Source organism: Pseudopedobacter saltans DSM 12145 (assembly GCF_000190735.1).
Lineage (GTDB): Bacteria > Bacteroidota > Bacteroidia > Sphingobacteriales > Sphingobacteriaceae > Pseudopedobacter > Pseudopedobacter saltans.
This window is the reverse complement of sequence record NC_015177.1, coordinates 320,047-334,045: the sequence shown is the minus strand read 5'-3', so window position 1 is coordinate 334,045 and position 13,999 is coordinate 320,047. Positions and strand designations below refer to the sequence as shown.

The following is a 13,999-nucleotide window of genomic DNA, read 5'->3' as shown; positions in this document are numbered from 1 at the left end:
ATATTGTAATTTTTTTGATTAACTCAAATACTTAATCATCAATTGTGCTGTTTTCTCCGAAGCACCGGGTTTTCCCATCTTCTCCATCAACTCCTCATAATCCGCCAACATCTGCTCCCGTCCGGTGCCAGACAATATTTTGGATAATTCTTCTCCTAGTTTTTGGGTATTACAATCTTCCTGAATCAGCTCTTTAACAATCTCCCGATTGACAATTAAATTCACCAAAGAAATAAAACCGATTTTAACCAATAATTTAGCTATGCCTATAGAAATTGGGTTTCCTTTATAAACAACGACTTCTGGAATTTTAAATAAAGCGGTTTCTAAGGTTGCTGTTCCCGAAGTTACAATTGCCGCCTCGGAATTACTCAACAGATCATAAGTCTCACCAAATACTACAGGCAAATTTCTCCCCTGCATATAAGTTTCGTAATCATCCTTTGAAAAATTCGGTGCTCCTGCAATAACGAATTGATATTTCGGAAATTGGTCTACCACCGAAATCATCGTTGGCAGCAAATAGTTTAGTTCCTGTTTTCGGCTTCCGGGCAATAGTGCTACTATTTTCTTTCCTTCCAGTTGATGTGAAGCCCTAAAATCCGGATTCTCTTTAAAATCATGAATGGCATCCAATAAAGGGTTTCCTACATAATCAACATCCATTCCCCATTTCTTATAAAAATCTACTTCGAACGGAAAAATGCAGAACATACGATCGACAACTTTCTTAATCTTCAGTACCCTTTTTTGGTTCCATGCCCAAACTTTTGGTGAGATATAGTAGAATACCTTTATATTATTTTTTTTTGCAAAGTCAGCAATCTTAAGATTAAAACCAGGAAAATCTATTAAAATTAATACATCAGGTTTATAGGAAAAAACATCTTGTTTACAAAAAGAAATATTTTTTAGTACCGTAGACAGGTTTAGCAATACTTCTACAAATCCCATAAATGCCATGTCTTTATAGTGCTTTACTAAAGTGCCTCCTTGTTCCTGCATCAAATCACCACCAAAGAATCTAAATTGAGTATCATTATCCTGTTTTTTTAACGCCTTCATTAGGTTTGCTCCATGTAAATCACCAGAAGCTTCTCCTGCTATTAAGTAATATTTCATTTTTTAGATACAAGATTTAGATATGAGATTTGAGACAACTACTAAAGGTATTCTTTTGGAGAGACTAAAAAACAAAATGAAAGAAATACTTAAAGCACCTGCCATACTAAATAAACTTACCGAACCAATTCAACTAATGATTACTTACTAACTAACAAACTTATAATAAGCGAATATAAGCGCACAGATAAAAGTCGATACAAGAATACCTCTAGCAGTACGTTCCTTGTAATACTTAGACGCCTGATTGAATATAATAAAGTTCAAAGCCACACAACCAATATATAAAAGATCAGCTTTTCTCAAGAGTTCGACATTATTTTTTAAATACTCTACAATTAAGAAAGCCAAAGATGGTAAACCTAAACCATACAGTATGCCTAACCAAACAGAATCGTTCTTAAACATTTAAATCCCAAGTATTTAAAATTGACATCGCATGATGTGCAGTAAGGTCAAACTGTACAGGAACTACTGATGCGTATCCGTTCTCCAAAGCCCATACATCTGAATCTTCACCTTTATCAAAATTCTGAAAAACACCTGTTAACCAGTAATAATTTCTATGGTATGGATCTATTCGCTCGTCAAACTCTTCTTTCCATTTAGCATTGGCCTGGCGGCATATCTTTAAACCTTTAATATCTTCTCCGGCCGGAAAATTCACATTTAAAAGAACTCCCTGTGGAAGTCCATGCTCCAAAACCTGCAGCACAAGCTTTTCAACAAATTTCTTGCAGTGTTCAAAATTTGCTGTCCATGTAAAATCATCCAGAGAAAAACCTATAGACGGTATACTTTCAATAGCTCCTTCAACCGCAGCAGACATAGTTCCCGAATAAATTACATTGATAGAACTGTTTAGCCCATGATTAATTCCGGAAACACAAATATCAGGCTTATGCCCTTTAAAAATCTTATTCACCGCCAATTTCACACAATCTACAGGAGTTCCGGAACATTTGTACATCTCTATGCCTTCGTACATTTCAACTTTATCCAGTCGTAGTGGTTTGCTGATGGTTATGGCATGTCCAGTTCCAGATTGAGGACTATCGGGAGCTACTACTACAACTTTTCCTATTCCCTTAACAACTTCGATTAATGCTTTTATACCAGGCGCAATAATACCATCGTCATTGACGACAAGGATGGTCGGTTGATGTTTTTTCATTGAACAAATATAGGAAATATCAGAAGTAAGAATAGAAAATCTATGTCCGGCATTATCAAATAATGTCTCTCCTAGAAATTCATCATATGAGTTTTCATCCGAAAAATAAAAAGATAGAAGAACTAAACAATAGTTTAAGGCTGTTAACTTCTATTCGCTTAAATTTGTTCATACTCATACCTCTCCCTTAAACCGAATTCATACTATTCAATACAAAATACCCCCCTACTCACACGTTTCTGAATAAGTCGAACTATAAAAATTTTACCCCGAGAAGAGAATAACTCTTTGGTAAAGAGCCTATAAGCACAGAATCGGCTGGCGGTTGGTCGTTTGCAGTGCTTAGTGTATTTTTATTTCAAAAAAGCCATTTTGCGCCCCTCCCTATTGGCTGTAAACGAATTTTTTTATTTTTTATTTCCGGTGCTTAGCTATAGTATAGCTCCAATATAGCTATAGTGTGGTTACACCTAAGAGGGCTTAGTGTATTTTTCTGTACATAATGGATTATGAAAAGTTTATATAGGCAGCACCTCTTAAAAAAACTTAACCTTTATAGTATGTCTTTAAGCGATGGATATTGTGCTGGGATTATAGAGATGATGGCCATCCGCCATCTTTTCAACGTGAATGAGTTTGAAATTCTATGAGCCCTGAAGACAATAACAATAATAGAGGTTCCTGTTCCGATGTCTTGATGAATAACAGCAAAACTAATATTTTATTCCTAGCCCCAACTTTTTTACTTGATCCCAGAATACCAATTGAGGCTAGTTAGTAGTAAGGCTAAAAAAGAAAAGGAAGCAATCGCTGCTTCCTTTCTTTACTAAACCTAAACCTAAACGTATGAATAAGACTGTCTAAAATCTTATGTTAAAACAACATCAAGTACTGTGCCAAAACAAAGGGGAGATAAATATTTATCTCCCCTTTGTTACAAACTTTTTAACCAGTCTACAACCTGGTCTCGGGTTTTACCCGTTTTTTGTTGCAATTTACCTAACAATTCGTCATCTTTCCCTTCTTCATACTTTAAATCATCATCTGTTAAGTCTGCATATGCTTGTTTAACTTTTCCTTTTAATTCGTTCCACTTTCCTTTCAATTCTAATTTGTCCATAGTTTTTCTTTTTAGATGTTCATATTTTCGTACAAACATGTACTAATACCATGCCACTAGAATTATTCTCTGGAAATTATAAACGATTATCCTTTATATCATCTACTACGGCCGGATCCAGTAAAGTGGAAGTGTCTCCTAAATTAGACAAGTCCCCTTCCGCTATTTTCCTCAAAATTCTACGCATAATCTTCCCCGATCTGGTTTTTGGCAAACCATACACGAATTGAATTTTATCCGGTTTAGCTATTGGGCCAATTAATCTGCTGACTGTTGCCGAAATATCTTTTTTCGTCAGCTCTACGTCGGTTGGTTCTTTAGCTAAAATAACATAAGCATACAATCCCTGCCCTTTAATATCATGTGGATAACCTACTACCGCAGATTCAATCACATCAGAAAACATGTTAATCGCGTTTTCTACTTCGGCCGTTCCAATTCGGTGTCCAGAAACGTTAATTACATCATCTACCCTTCCCGTAATTCTATAGTAACCATCCTCATCTCTTAAACAACCATCTCCCGTAAAATACATATTGTCATAAGTCGCAAAATAAGTTGTTCTGCAACGCTCATGATCTCCATATGTAGTTCTTAACATACCCGGCCAAGGGAATTTTATGCACAAATTACCTTCTACACCATTCCCCTCTAATATATCTCCCTTCTCGTTAACTATAACAGGCTGAACCCCAGGTAAAGGTAAAGTAGCAAAACATGGTTTAGTTGGCGTTATTCCTGCCAAAGGAGAAATTAAAATCCCGCCATTTTCCGTCTGCCACCAGGTATCTACAATTGGACATTTTTTCTTCCCGATTTCTTCGTTAAACCAATTCCAGGCCTCCTCGTTAATTGGTTCGCCAACCGAACCCAGAACGCGTAAAGAACTTAAATCTTTTCCCTCTACGAAACTGGTTCCATATTGCATCAACGATCTGATTGCCGTAGGTGCTGTATATAATATATTAACTTTGAATTTTTCTACGATGTCCCAAAATCTACCGGCATCCGGCCACGTAGGAATACCTTCAAACATTAAAGAAGTTGCCCCTTGAGACAATGGTCCGTATACAATGTAAGAATGCCCCGTAATCCAACCAATATCTGCAGTACAGAAATAAACCTCTCCAGGATTATATTGAAAAACATTTCGGAAAGTGTATCCGGTGTAAACCATATATCCACCGCAGGTATGCACTACACCTTTGGGCTTTCCTGTAGAGCCCGAAGTATAAAGTATAAACAATGGATCTTCTGCATCCATTTCTTCCGCAGGGCATTCTGTCAACCCCAAAGTCTCTACTTTATTGATTTCATCCTGCCACCAAACGTCACGGCCTTTTATCATCGAAACCGGAGTACGGCTTCTGGTTAGTACAATTACTTTTTGAACCGACGGACATACAACTAATGCGTCATCCATAACGCTTTTTAAGCTTACATCTTTAGTCCCCCTGAAAGAGCCATCTGCAGTTACTACAATATTACACTGTGCATCCTGGATTCTGTCGGCAATAGATTGGGCAGAAAATCCTCCAAAAATTACCGAATGAACAGCACCAATTCTGGCACATGCCAAGACGGCAATTGCCAATTCCGGCACCATTGGCATATAAATACAGATTCTATCACCTTTTTTCGCGCCATTGTTTTTCAATACATTCGCAAAAAGCGAAACTTTATCATGAAGGTTTTTATAGGTTAAAATTCTGTGATGTTCTTCCGGGTCATTCGATTCCCAAATAATGGCTGGCTCATCTCCTCTTTCTTCCAAATGTCTATCCAGACAGTTTTCTGTGATATTAAGCTTTCCCCCTTCGAACCACTTGATATTAGGCTCCTTAAAGTTCCAGTTAAGAACTTTGTCCCACTTTTTTCTCCATAAAAAGTTATCGGCAACACCAGCCCAAAACTCTTCTGGTTGTTCTACACTATGTTTGTACGCTTTCTCGTATTCTTCAAACGATCTAATTCTCAAATCCATCTTTGTTTAATTTAGTATTATTTAGTGTGTTTATTTTTTGCTTTTAATAGGCTTGCTATTTTCTCCAATAGTCTACGGGTAGAAAATGGCTTTATAACAAATAAGTCAGCTCCCTTAGTATAGGCTTTCTTAATGTCCTCGTCTTTGCTCTTTGCAGATATAAAAATAACCTTTATAGCTGGGATAGCGTAATTTTTTTTGACATACTCGCATACTTCATAGCCGTCAACTTCCGGCATCATGATATCCAAAAGCACCAAATCAGGTTGATGTGCATCTATTTTCTCCATAGCTTCCCGACCGTTTGAAGCTATAAAAACTTTGCTTCCAGATTTCTGTAGCAAGAACTCCAAAGACATTACAATAGAAGGGTCATCATCAACAATTAATATTTTCTTATTTTTTAAATCTACACCGCTCATAATTATACTCCTTTTGGTAAAATGAAGAAAAAACCCGCGCCTCCTTCTTTAGCATTCTCAACCCATATTTCTCCCTCGTGTAAATCTGTTATACGCTTACAGATAGCCAACCCCAAACCGCTTCCCTGATGATTTGCAGATTGGATCTGATAGAATTTGCTAAAAATATGCTGTCTGTGCTTTTCGTCTATTCCCTTTCCATTATCACTAATCTCTATCTTTATCATATCTCTATCTTCTACTACCACAACTTTAAGCAATGGATCTTCCACATCTACATATTTAATTGCGTTTGAAAATAGGTTTTGTAATAGCCGTGACAATAATGATTTATCAGCTATGATATCTCTTTCAAAACCGATTTCTTTAACTATCCTAAAATTTCTGTCATTAAATAATTTCGAAAGTGCGTTCAGCTCTTCTTCAATCAAACTTTTTAAATTAACGGCGGTTTTGTTTATTTCCTCTTTTCCAGATTCCAAGCGTTCTAAATCCAAAACTCGGGTAATCAAACTGCTTAACCGCTCGATTTCCTTAATCATAGTAGCTAAAAAGGTTCTTCTTTGATGCTCGTCTATATCTGGATTATCGTATAAAATCTCCGAAAAAGCCCTTATAGAAGTCAGAGGAGTTCGGAGCTCATGCGTAATACTATATAAAAATTCGTCTTTTAACACCTCTGCATCCTTCATTTTCTGATTTGCCTGGGATAAGGAATCTGAAACTTTCTTAAGCTCTAAAGATGTTTGTTCTAGCTCCTTATTTAAGGACAAAAGCTGTTGAGATTCCTTTATCAACTCTACTACCTCGCTCAAACTTATTTCCTCTTCTTTAAGTATCGAGTCAATCAGGATTCTTGAAGACGCGGTACCGATAACACCTGAAAGTACTTTTTCAGTAAAGCTGAGTAGTCGCTGATCGGCAAACTCATTTGCCCCCAACGCTTTTACATTATACTTCTCCTGAAATTCCTGAATCAAACGCTCTGTTTTTTCTTCTCCAAGAAACTGATGAAGAAAAAACAGAATTTGTGATAGTTTTGCTTTTCCACTCCGTTGCACCGAAAGCTCATAGGGTGTCTGATATTTAAAAACATCCACAAACAATCTAGACTGTACGCTTTCCGACTGTTCAGTTTCAAGAAACAAAGAACAAAAAATATAAACACTTATATTAGCAAACATACTCCAAAAGAAAGCATGCGTTAAAGGCGATAGTGCGGTTAGACCAAACAGTGCATGTGGTTTCAGAAAAGTTATTCCGAATAAACCTTGTTCAAGTATGTGAGCAGGAAGCAAGCCAACTCCTATCATGTCTGGAATAATCAGGGTATAAAACCAAATAACAACACCTATGATGATTCCCAACAGTGCTCCTTTATGATTTCCTCCTTTCCAAAACAGGCCACCAATAACCGCAGGAGCAAACTGAGCAACTGCAGCAAAGGAAATAAGTCCGGTGGAAACTAAAGAGTAACTTTCGGCAACTTTGGCAAAATAGAGATATGCCAGCAAGAGGATTAAAACTATAGAAAACCTTCTGATTATTTTAACGGAACGCTCTGCATTTCCTAAAAAAGCTTCTTTTAAAGGATTGACTTTTAAAATAATGGGTAAAAGCAGATTATTGCTCAACATTGTACTTAGTGCGATTGTCTCTACGATAATCATCCCCGTAGCAGCAGAAAATCCTCCCAGATAAACTAATAAAGCCAAAAATTGCTGATTATTTGAAAAAGGGATAGATAAGATGGCATAATCTGCCTGAAGTGAATTTCCAAAAAGCATAATCCCCGCCAAAGCAACCGGCAACACAAACAAATTAATAATAAGCATATATAAAGGAAAAAGCCATAGCGACTTATTCAAATGCTTTTCGTTTGTATTTTCCACCACGGAGACCTGAAATTGTCTGGGCAAAAGTATTACTGCCAATGCAGATAATAAACAAATAACCAACCAGTCTACATACCCCCGCTGTTCTTTAATAAGAAAAGCTTGCTGGAAAACTTCATTTTTTGCGGTTTGCTGAAAAACATCAGCAACCCCGTTAAATATAAAATAAACTATAAATATTCCGCCTACTAAAAAAGCCAGCAATTTGACTATCGATTCAAATGCTACAGCTGCAACCATACCTTCATGTTTTTCAGCAGAATCAATTTTCCTGGTGCCAAAAAACATCATAAATACCGCCAGTGAAACTGTAATCCAAAATGAAATATTCTGAAGTATTTGTGTGTTTGGAAGAGTATATATTTTTCGCTGCGATACGTTTTCCAACAAAAAACCAAAAGTGATTGCTATCGCTTTTATCTGTAATGCGATGTAAGGCACCAATCCTATTACACAAACTATCGTCACTAATGTACCTAGGCCAGCTTTTTTACCATACCTTGCAGATATGAAGTCCGCTATCGAAGTTATCCGTTGCGCTTTAGAAATACGTATAATTTTTCTAAGTAATAAAAACCATACCGGAGCTGTAATCGTTGGGCCAATGTACACTGCCAAAAACTCCAAGCCGTCCTGAGTGGCCTTTCCTATACTACCATAAAAAGCCCATGCAGAACAATAAACTGCTATTGAAAAAGAATAAATTACGGGTTTAAATCTACTCAGCTGCTTCGGGTTCCGTTCAGCTCCGTAAGCCAGCATAAAAAGTGCCAGCAGGTATCCAAAAGAAATTGATATGAGTACTCCTATTCCCATCTATCAATACCTTTTTGAAAATAAAAAAAGTGCAATAATCAACAGCAACCATACACCAAACAGATAAATGTACAATAAAGGGATGCCGCCAATAAAAATTGAACGGTTGGAAATGGAGAGTACAGGAAAGGTAAGTAAAACCGAAAAGATAATACTAACAAATACCAGACGCTCTTTATTCAACCGTTCTTTCATCAATTAATCTCAATCTTTGAAATCATACTCTCCCTGAAGGCAATACAATCCAAAAACAAACATCCCTCCCGTTATAATCGGAGCTAATATGAAGCTATATATTATAGCCGGTACGAGATCTTCTGTAGTGCCGGTTCCAAATTTTGGTATGGCCTGACTTACTAAAAGATAATAGCCTGCAACAATGCCAACTATCATCCATACAATTCCCAAAAATCTTCTGATTGCATTCATTGTTTAGTTTTTTATTGGTTATTAATCCTTTGCTTTTTGTTTGGTATCGATATATAGTATGCCTATCACAAAAGAAATACCGGCAATTATTATCGGATACCACAACCCCTCTAAATAAGGCTTATCAAAAGGTAATACTTCACCAGCCGCAGCGGCAACAGTATTTGCTGTCTCAGCCTTAGTTGCCAGATAAGTTGCAATTGCAGGTAAGAGCCCTCCGAAAACACCATTACCAATATGATAAGGTAAAGACATAGAAGTATAGCGAATATTAGTTGGGAACATTTCTACCAGAAACGCAGCTATTGGGCCGTACACCATGGCCACATAAATAACTTGTACAAAAACCAAAAGTACAATGGTCCAAAATGCTCCATCCGACAAATCGGTAATCTTTTTCACCGTGGTCTGGTTTGTGGTAAGATTTAAAGTAGTGATTTCCTGATAAGTAGTACCATCCTCATACAATTTTTGCACAGTTGTAATCTTAACTGAATCTGCTCCATCATGAATTGTAGAATAGCTAATATCGGTTGTCGCCCTGTCTATCATTTCCACTTTACCTTCTAAACTGGATGTTTTATAAATTTTATCATAAATGGGTCTGTAGGTAAAGATTGCAATTAACATACCTGCAAGCATAATTCCCTTTCTGCCAATTTTATCTGAAAGCCATCCAAAAAACACAAAAAAACCGGTTCCCATCATTAGAGCTGTGGCAATAATATAGTTTGTTTGTTCAAACTCTACATGACAAACGGTTTGTAAAAATGATAATGCATAAAATTGGCCCGTGTACCAGATTACTCCCTGTCCCATAGCTGCTCCAAATAAAGCAAGCAGCACAAACTTGAAGTTGTATTTTTTACCGAAAGATTCCTTTAGAGGATTGGCTACGGTCTTGCCTTCAGCTTTTGCTTTTTTGAAAAGTGGAGATTCGTCCATATTCCTTCTGATGAAATAAGAAACAACCACCATTACAATCGATAATAGGAAAGGTACACGCCATCCCCAGTCTTCAAAAGACGCTTTATCCATAGAGTTTCTGGTTATCAGGATAACAAAAAGAGAGATAAAAAGGCCTATAGTTGCGGTCGTTTGAATCCATGAAGTGCGTAAACCTCTTTTATTCGGTTCAGAATGCTCTGCTACATAAGTTGCGGCTCCACCATACTCTCCTCCTAAAGCAAGTCCCTGCAAAAGGCGTAAAACCAATACCAATACAGGTGCAGCGAAACCTATTGTTTCATACCCTGGTATAAGTCCGATAGCAAATGTAGACAAGCCCATCAGCAACAACGTTACCATAAAAGTGTATTTTCTACCTATCAGATCGCCCAGACGCCCAAAGAAAAGAGCTCCAAACGGCCTCACCACGAAACCAGCTGCAAACGTTGCCAATGTAGATAAAAATGCCGCCGTGGGATTATCCTGTGGAAAAAATTTGGTTGCTATAACAACAGCCAGGCTACCAAAAATGTAAAAATCGTACCATTCAATTAATGTCCCTGCTGAAGAGACGCCTATAACTTTCCAAAGGTTTTTATTTTCAACCTTCTCTTTAGGAAGTGTTTCTGCCATATTATAAAATTTAGGTTTGGTTTTGATTTTGAGCTAATTGGCTGCCCGAAATCTTGACTAAATTTTATAATAAGAAAATTCAAAAGCAAAATGAATATACACAAATGGTAATTATATATACACAAACTATCGCTTAAATCTATCCCAGGTGATAACCATATATTTATCACCCAACTCGGTAACCACCAATCCCTGACCTTTCAAACTTTCTTTGTTAACAAAAAAATCAACCAATTCCTGATAACGCATAATTTTATAACTGGGTTTATATTTATTTACCACAGGTTTTTCTCCAAGATGTCTTTTCACAATATTCATAACTGTAACGTGACTAATCCCCAAAATCCTTTCGATTTCCCTATAGGATATACCTTCCAAATATAACTGCAAAGCCTTTATAACGTAATAGTTATCTACGCTTTTACCCAATTTCCCTACCGTAAAAAAGTAATTGCAATCTTTACATTTAAATCTTTGCTTATTATTGATCAAACCACTTTTCACCACACTTTCCGAAAGGCACTTGGGACATTTTGAAGGATATTCTTCCTGAAGGCTCATAATTAGATATATTATTTTAGCAAATATATATTAATTTGGCAATAATAAATCAATAAACCTTATCACAAGATATTTCAATTAATATTGTAGATAAATAAATTACCAGCAAAGAGTTATAACTAAATTCCTGATTTTTTAGACATAAGATCCTGCTTACCTCTCGACTAATTCTTTCACAGTATCTCCATAATAATCTATTTTATCGGCTCTCATACTTAACAATCTATACCACCTTTTAAAAGTATTGATAAAGACAATTAACATTAAAACCATTGCTAGCAGCGCTAAAGACGATAATAGGTATTGCTCTTTTGGCAAATAGACATTCATAATCTGCTCATAACCTGCCCAAAAAGTTATTAACGCCATAAATATTCCCGGTATAGCCGCACATAAAGCATACTTCTTCCTATTCATTCTTATGAGCATGGTTGTACAAACAATCAACCCACAGGCAGCCAACAACTGGTTACTGATACCAAATAATGGCCATATGCTACTTACATTTCCGGTATAAACAAGATAACCCCACGAAAAGGTAAATAGCAGACTACTGATGATGATACCCGGCATCCAGTTCTTATCATTAAACCTTGGCACTACGGTACCCAGCATTTCCTGCAAAAAGAACCGACCTACCCTTGTCCCGGCATCTATTGCTGTTAGGATGAACACGGCTTCAAACATAATAGCGAAATTATACCAGTAAGCCATAACATCATCCATAAAAGGAATCTTATTGAATATATGCGCCATGCCAACTGCCAAAGAAACTGCTCCCCCGGTCCTACCTTGGAGGTCAACACCTATCTTTTCACTGAAATAGGCCAGCTCAACCGGCTTTAAGCCCGGGTTCTGGGCGATGAAAGATTCGTACATTTCTTTAGGTGTGTTGATAGCAAAATAGTCCCCGGGTACCAGCGTACAAGCTGCTATCAATGCCATCAGGGCAACAAAACCCTCAACAAGCATCGCACCATAACCTACAAATAGAATTTCCTTTTCATTTGTCAACATTTTTGGCGTGGTTCCGGTAGCTATTACTGCATGAAATCCTGAGATAGCTCCACAGGCAATTACTATAAAAATAAATGGTAAAACCGGCCCTCCTATTATTGGGCCTCCTCCGTGTATAAAGTCTGTTATCGCAGGCATCTGCAACGTAGGATGTACAAAAACAACTCCAATAGCCAACATGAGTATTGTTCCTATTTTTAAGTAAGTCGACAGATAATCTCTGGGAACCAATAGCAACCAAACAGGTAGTACAGAAGCGAAAAAACCATATACAGTAATTGCTATAGATATGGTTTCTATCTTCCAGTGGAACAGATTACTGATTTCCTTAAACTGCATCAGCTCATGTCCCCCCACAATCGCAGCAATTAACATAATTCCCCCAAGAATACTTGCGATCGTAACACTGTCCTTACGATATCGCATAATCAACCCCATGATGATAGCGATAGGCATCGTAGCGATTACTGTAAATAAAGACCATGACGCTTCATGCATTGCACTTATACATGCTAATGAAAGGCCTGCCAATGTCAAAATGAGGATAAAAAGTATTGCGAATCCTGCAATCAACCCTGTTTCCTTACCTATTTCTTTACCAGCAATAGTAGCCAAACTCTCTCCTTTATGTCTGATAGATGCAAACAACACAACCATATCATGTACCCCTCCTGCAAGAACACAACCTATCAAAATCCACAATGCTCCTGGCAAATAACCGAATTGAGCAGCAAGCACCGGACCTACCAGCGGACCTGCTGCGGCTATGGCCGCAAAGTGGTGTCCAAAAAGTACATTCTTGTTAGTTGCCACATAATCTTTCCCGTCTGCAAATTCTATTGCTGGTGTAATATTGCTTGCATTTAGCCGCAATACTTTATTCGCCATAAATATCCCATAAAACCGATAGGCTATTGCAAAAACCAACAAAGACACAAAAACCAGCGTTAGCGCATTAATACCATTTAAAAATTCCATAATTATTATTCAGTTATAAGTCTTAGTATAAACAAACAGCAACTTCAGTTTATTAATCAAGTCTCATAATTAATAAAAATCAATTATATATAGAAACTTTTTTTAAATATTTTAATAATGATACCGCTATTCCATTGTATTATTCTCTTCTTAATGTACGTTTATCTATTTTAGTTTATAATTTTGATTCGTTTTGATAGGTCGCACAAAGATTGGATTCTTATCACCAAAGAAACTACATTCTTTTATCTTTCAGCATAGGCTTAGGAGATTGCAAAACACGAGATCATATGTATACGAGCAAAATCAGTTGGCATCCGAATTCCTTCGCATAAAAAATACTTTAAAATATTTTAAAACATCTATTGTCTATTAGATTATTATTTACGATATTTGCGAACTCTTTGTGAAAAGAGAACTGAGTTTTATTAGAAAAAACACAATATAGTCATGTCAAGAATTTGTGATTTAACAGGAAAAGCAGCAATGAAAGGTCATCACGTTTCTCACTCGAACGTGAAAACAATCCGTAAGTTTTATCCTAACCTTCAATTAAAGAAATTTTATATCCCTGAAGAGGATCGTTGGATTACTTTAAAAGTTTCTACTTCAGCGATTAAAACAATCAATAAAATCGGTATCACCGAGGCTATTAACAGATTCATTAAAAAAGGATCTATTTAATTTAAAGACTTTTAACACCCAATAGAAATGGCTAAGAAAGGTAAAGGAAACAGAGTTCAGGTAATCTTAGAATGTACTGAACATAAAGAAAGCGGTATGCCTGGAACATCCAGATATATCACTACTAAAAACCGTAAAAATACTCCTGAGAGATTAGAGATGAAGAAATTCAATCCTGTCTTAAGAAAAGTAACTTTACACAAAGAAATTAAATAA

13 protein-coding genes are annotated in these 13,999 nt (G+C 36.6%); 2 read left to right on the top strand and 11 right to left on the bottom strand.

The annotated features are described in order from the left end of the window. Window positions 1–18 precede the first annotated feature (18 nt). The 11 genes from lpxB to PEDSA_RS01365 form a co-directional block, all read right to left on the bottom strand. Entirely contained in the window at window positions 19–1,122 is a 1,104-nt protein-coding gene (gene lpxB / locus PEDSA_RS01415; RefSeq protein ID WP_013631366.1) for a lipid-A-disaccharide synthase, read from the bottom strand. A gap of 147 nt (window positions 1,123–1,269) precedes the next feature. Beyond that, the gene (locus PEDSA_RS01410; protein WP_013631365.1) at window positions 1,270–1,530 is read right to left on the bottom strand and encodes a hypothetical protein; all 261 of its coding nucleotides are present in this window, start codon (window positions 1,528–1,530) and stop codon (window positions 1,270–1,272) included. After that, complete coding sequence (gene surE, locus PEDSA_RS01405) at window positions 1,523–2,296, bottom strand: 5'/3'-nucleotidase SurE (protein ID WP_013631364.1); 774 nt, start codon at window positions 2,294–2,296, stop codon at window positions 1,523–1,525. The genes PEDSA_RS01410 and surE overlap by 8 nt, the downstream gene beginning before the upstream one ends. Before the next feature lie 934 nt (window positions 2,297–3,230). Next, window positions 3,231–3,416: a CsbD family protein gene (locus PEDSA_RS01400; protein ID WP_013631363.1), complete on the bottom strand. Its 186-nt coding sequence runs from the start codon at window positions 3,414–3,416 to the stop codon at window positions 3,231–3,233. Window positions 3,417–3,492: 76 nt separating this feature from the next. Beyond that, window positions 3,493–5,400, bottom strand: coding sequence for an acetate--CoA ligase (acs, locus tag PEDSA_RS01395; protein WP_013631362.1), 1,908 nt, complete (start codon window positions 5,398–5,400; stop codon window positions 3,493–3,495). Window positions 5,401–5,417: 17 nt separating this feature from the next. Next, window positions 5,418–5,822: a response regulator gene (locus PEDSA_RS01390; protein WP_013631361.1), complete on the bottom strand. Its 405-nt coding sequence runs from the start codon at window positions 5,820–5,822 to the stop codon at window positions 5,418–5,420. Between the two features lie 2 nt (window positions 5,823–5,824). Beyond that, window positions 5,825–8,533, bottom strand: a complete 2,709-nt coding sequence (locus PEDSA_RS01385) for a sensor histidine kinase (protein ID WP_013631360.1) — start codon at window positions 8,531–8,533, stop codon at window positions 5,825–5,827. A gap of 204 nt (window positions 8,534–8,737) precedes the next feature. Next, entirely contained in the window at window positions 8,738–8,962 is a 225-nt protein-coding gene (locus tag PEDSA_RS01380) for a DUF6814 family protein (RefSeq protein ID WP_013631358.1), read from the bottom strand. Between the two features lie 21 nt (window positions 8,963–8,983). Further along, complete coding sequence (locus PEDSA_RS01375; RefSeq protein ID WP_013631357.1) at window positions 8,984–10,543, bottom strand: MFS transporter; 1,560 nt, start codon at window positions 10,541–10,543, stop codon at window positions 8,984–8,986. A gap of 126 nt (window positions 10,544–10,669) precedes the next feature. Then, the gene (locus PEDSA_RS01370) at window positions 10,670–11,104 is read right to left on the bottom strand and encodes a transposase-like zinc-binding domain-containing protein (RefSeq protein ID WP_013631356.1); all 435 of its coding nucleotides are present in this window, start codon (window positions 11,102–11,104) and stop codon (window positions 10,670–10,672) included. Between the two features lie 153 nt (window positions 11,105–11,257). Next, window positions 11,258–13,099 carry a carbon starvation CstA family protein gene (locus PEDSA_RS01365; protein ID WP_013631355.1) on the bottom strand — a complete coding sequence of 614 codons (1,842 nt, stop codon included), beginning with the start codon at window positions 13,097–13,099 and terminating at the stop codon, window positions 11,258–11,260. Between the two features lie 450 nt (window positions 13,100–13,549). On the opposite strand from PEDSA_RS01365, the gene rpmB reads away from it, so the two are divergent. Beyond that, window positions 13,550–13,783 (top strand): 50S ribosomal protein L28, encoded by a 234-nt coding sequence (gene rpmB, locus PEDSA_RS01360; protein WP_013631354.1) that lies wholly within the window; start codon window positions 13,550–13,552, stop codon window positions 13,781–13,783. Between the two features lie 27 nt (window positions 13,784–13,810). Beyond that, entirely contained in the window at window positions 13,811–13,999 is a 189-nt protein-coding gene (rpmG, locus tag PEDSA_RS01355; protein ID WP_013631353.1) for a 50S ribosomal protein L33, read from the top strand.

Bases quoted from the DNA above. Each gene is read 5' to 3' on its own strand.
- lpxB (WP_013631366.1), bottom strand. From the start codon at position 1,122: ATGAAATATTACTTAATAGCAGGAGAAGCTTCTGGTGATTTACATGGA.
- PEDSA_RS01410 (WP_013631365.1), bottom strand. From the start codon at position 1,530: ATGTTTAAGAACGATTCTGTTTGGTTAGGCATACTGTATGGTTTAGGT.
- surE (WP_013631364.1), bottom strand. From the start codon at position 2,296: ATGAAAAAACATCAACCGACCATCCTTGTCGTCAATGACGATGGTATT.
- PEDSA_RS01400 (WP_013631363.1), bottom strand. From the start codon at position 3,416: ATGGACAAATTAGAATTGAAAGGAAAGTGGAACGAATTAAAAGGAAAA.
- acs (WP_013631362.1), bottom strand. From the start codon at position 5,400: ATGGATTTGAGAATTAGATCGTTTGAAGAATACGAGAAAGCGTACAAA.
- PEDSA_RS01390 (WP_013631361.1), bottom strand. From the start codon at position 5,822: ATGAGCGGTGTAGATTTAAAAAATAAGAAAATATTAATTGTTGATGAT.
- PEDSA_RS01385 (WP_013631360.1), bottom strand. From the start codon at position 8,533: ATGGGAATAGGAGTACTCATATCAATTTCTTTTGGATACCTGCTGGCA.
- PEDSA_RS01380 (WP_013631358.1), bottom strand. From the start codon at position 8,962: ATGAATGCAATCAGAAGATTTTTGGGAATTGTATGGATGATAGTTGGC.
- PEDSA_RS01375 (WP_013631357.1), bottom strand. From the start codon at position 10,543: ATGGCAGAAACACTTCCTAAAGAGAAGGTTGAAAATAAAAACCTTTGG.
- PEDSA_RS01370 (WP_013631356.1), bottom strand. From the start codon at position 11,104: ATGAGCCTTCAGGAAGAATATCCTTCAAAATGTCCCAAGTGCCTTTCG.
- PEDSA_RS01365 (WP_013631355.1), bottom strand. From the start codon at position 13,099: ATGGAATTTTTAAATGGTATTAATGCGCTAACGCTGGTTTTTGTGTCT.
- rpmB (WP_013631354.1), top strand. From the start codon at position 13,550: ATGTCAAGAATTTGTGATTTAACAGGAAAAGCAGCAATGAAAGGTCAT.
- rpmG (WP_013631353.1), top strand. From the start codon at position 13,811: ATGGCTAAGAAAGGTAAAGGAAACAGAGTTCAGGTAATCTTAGAATGT.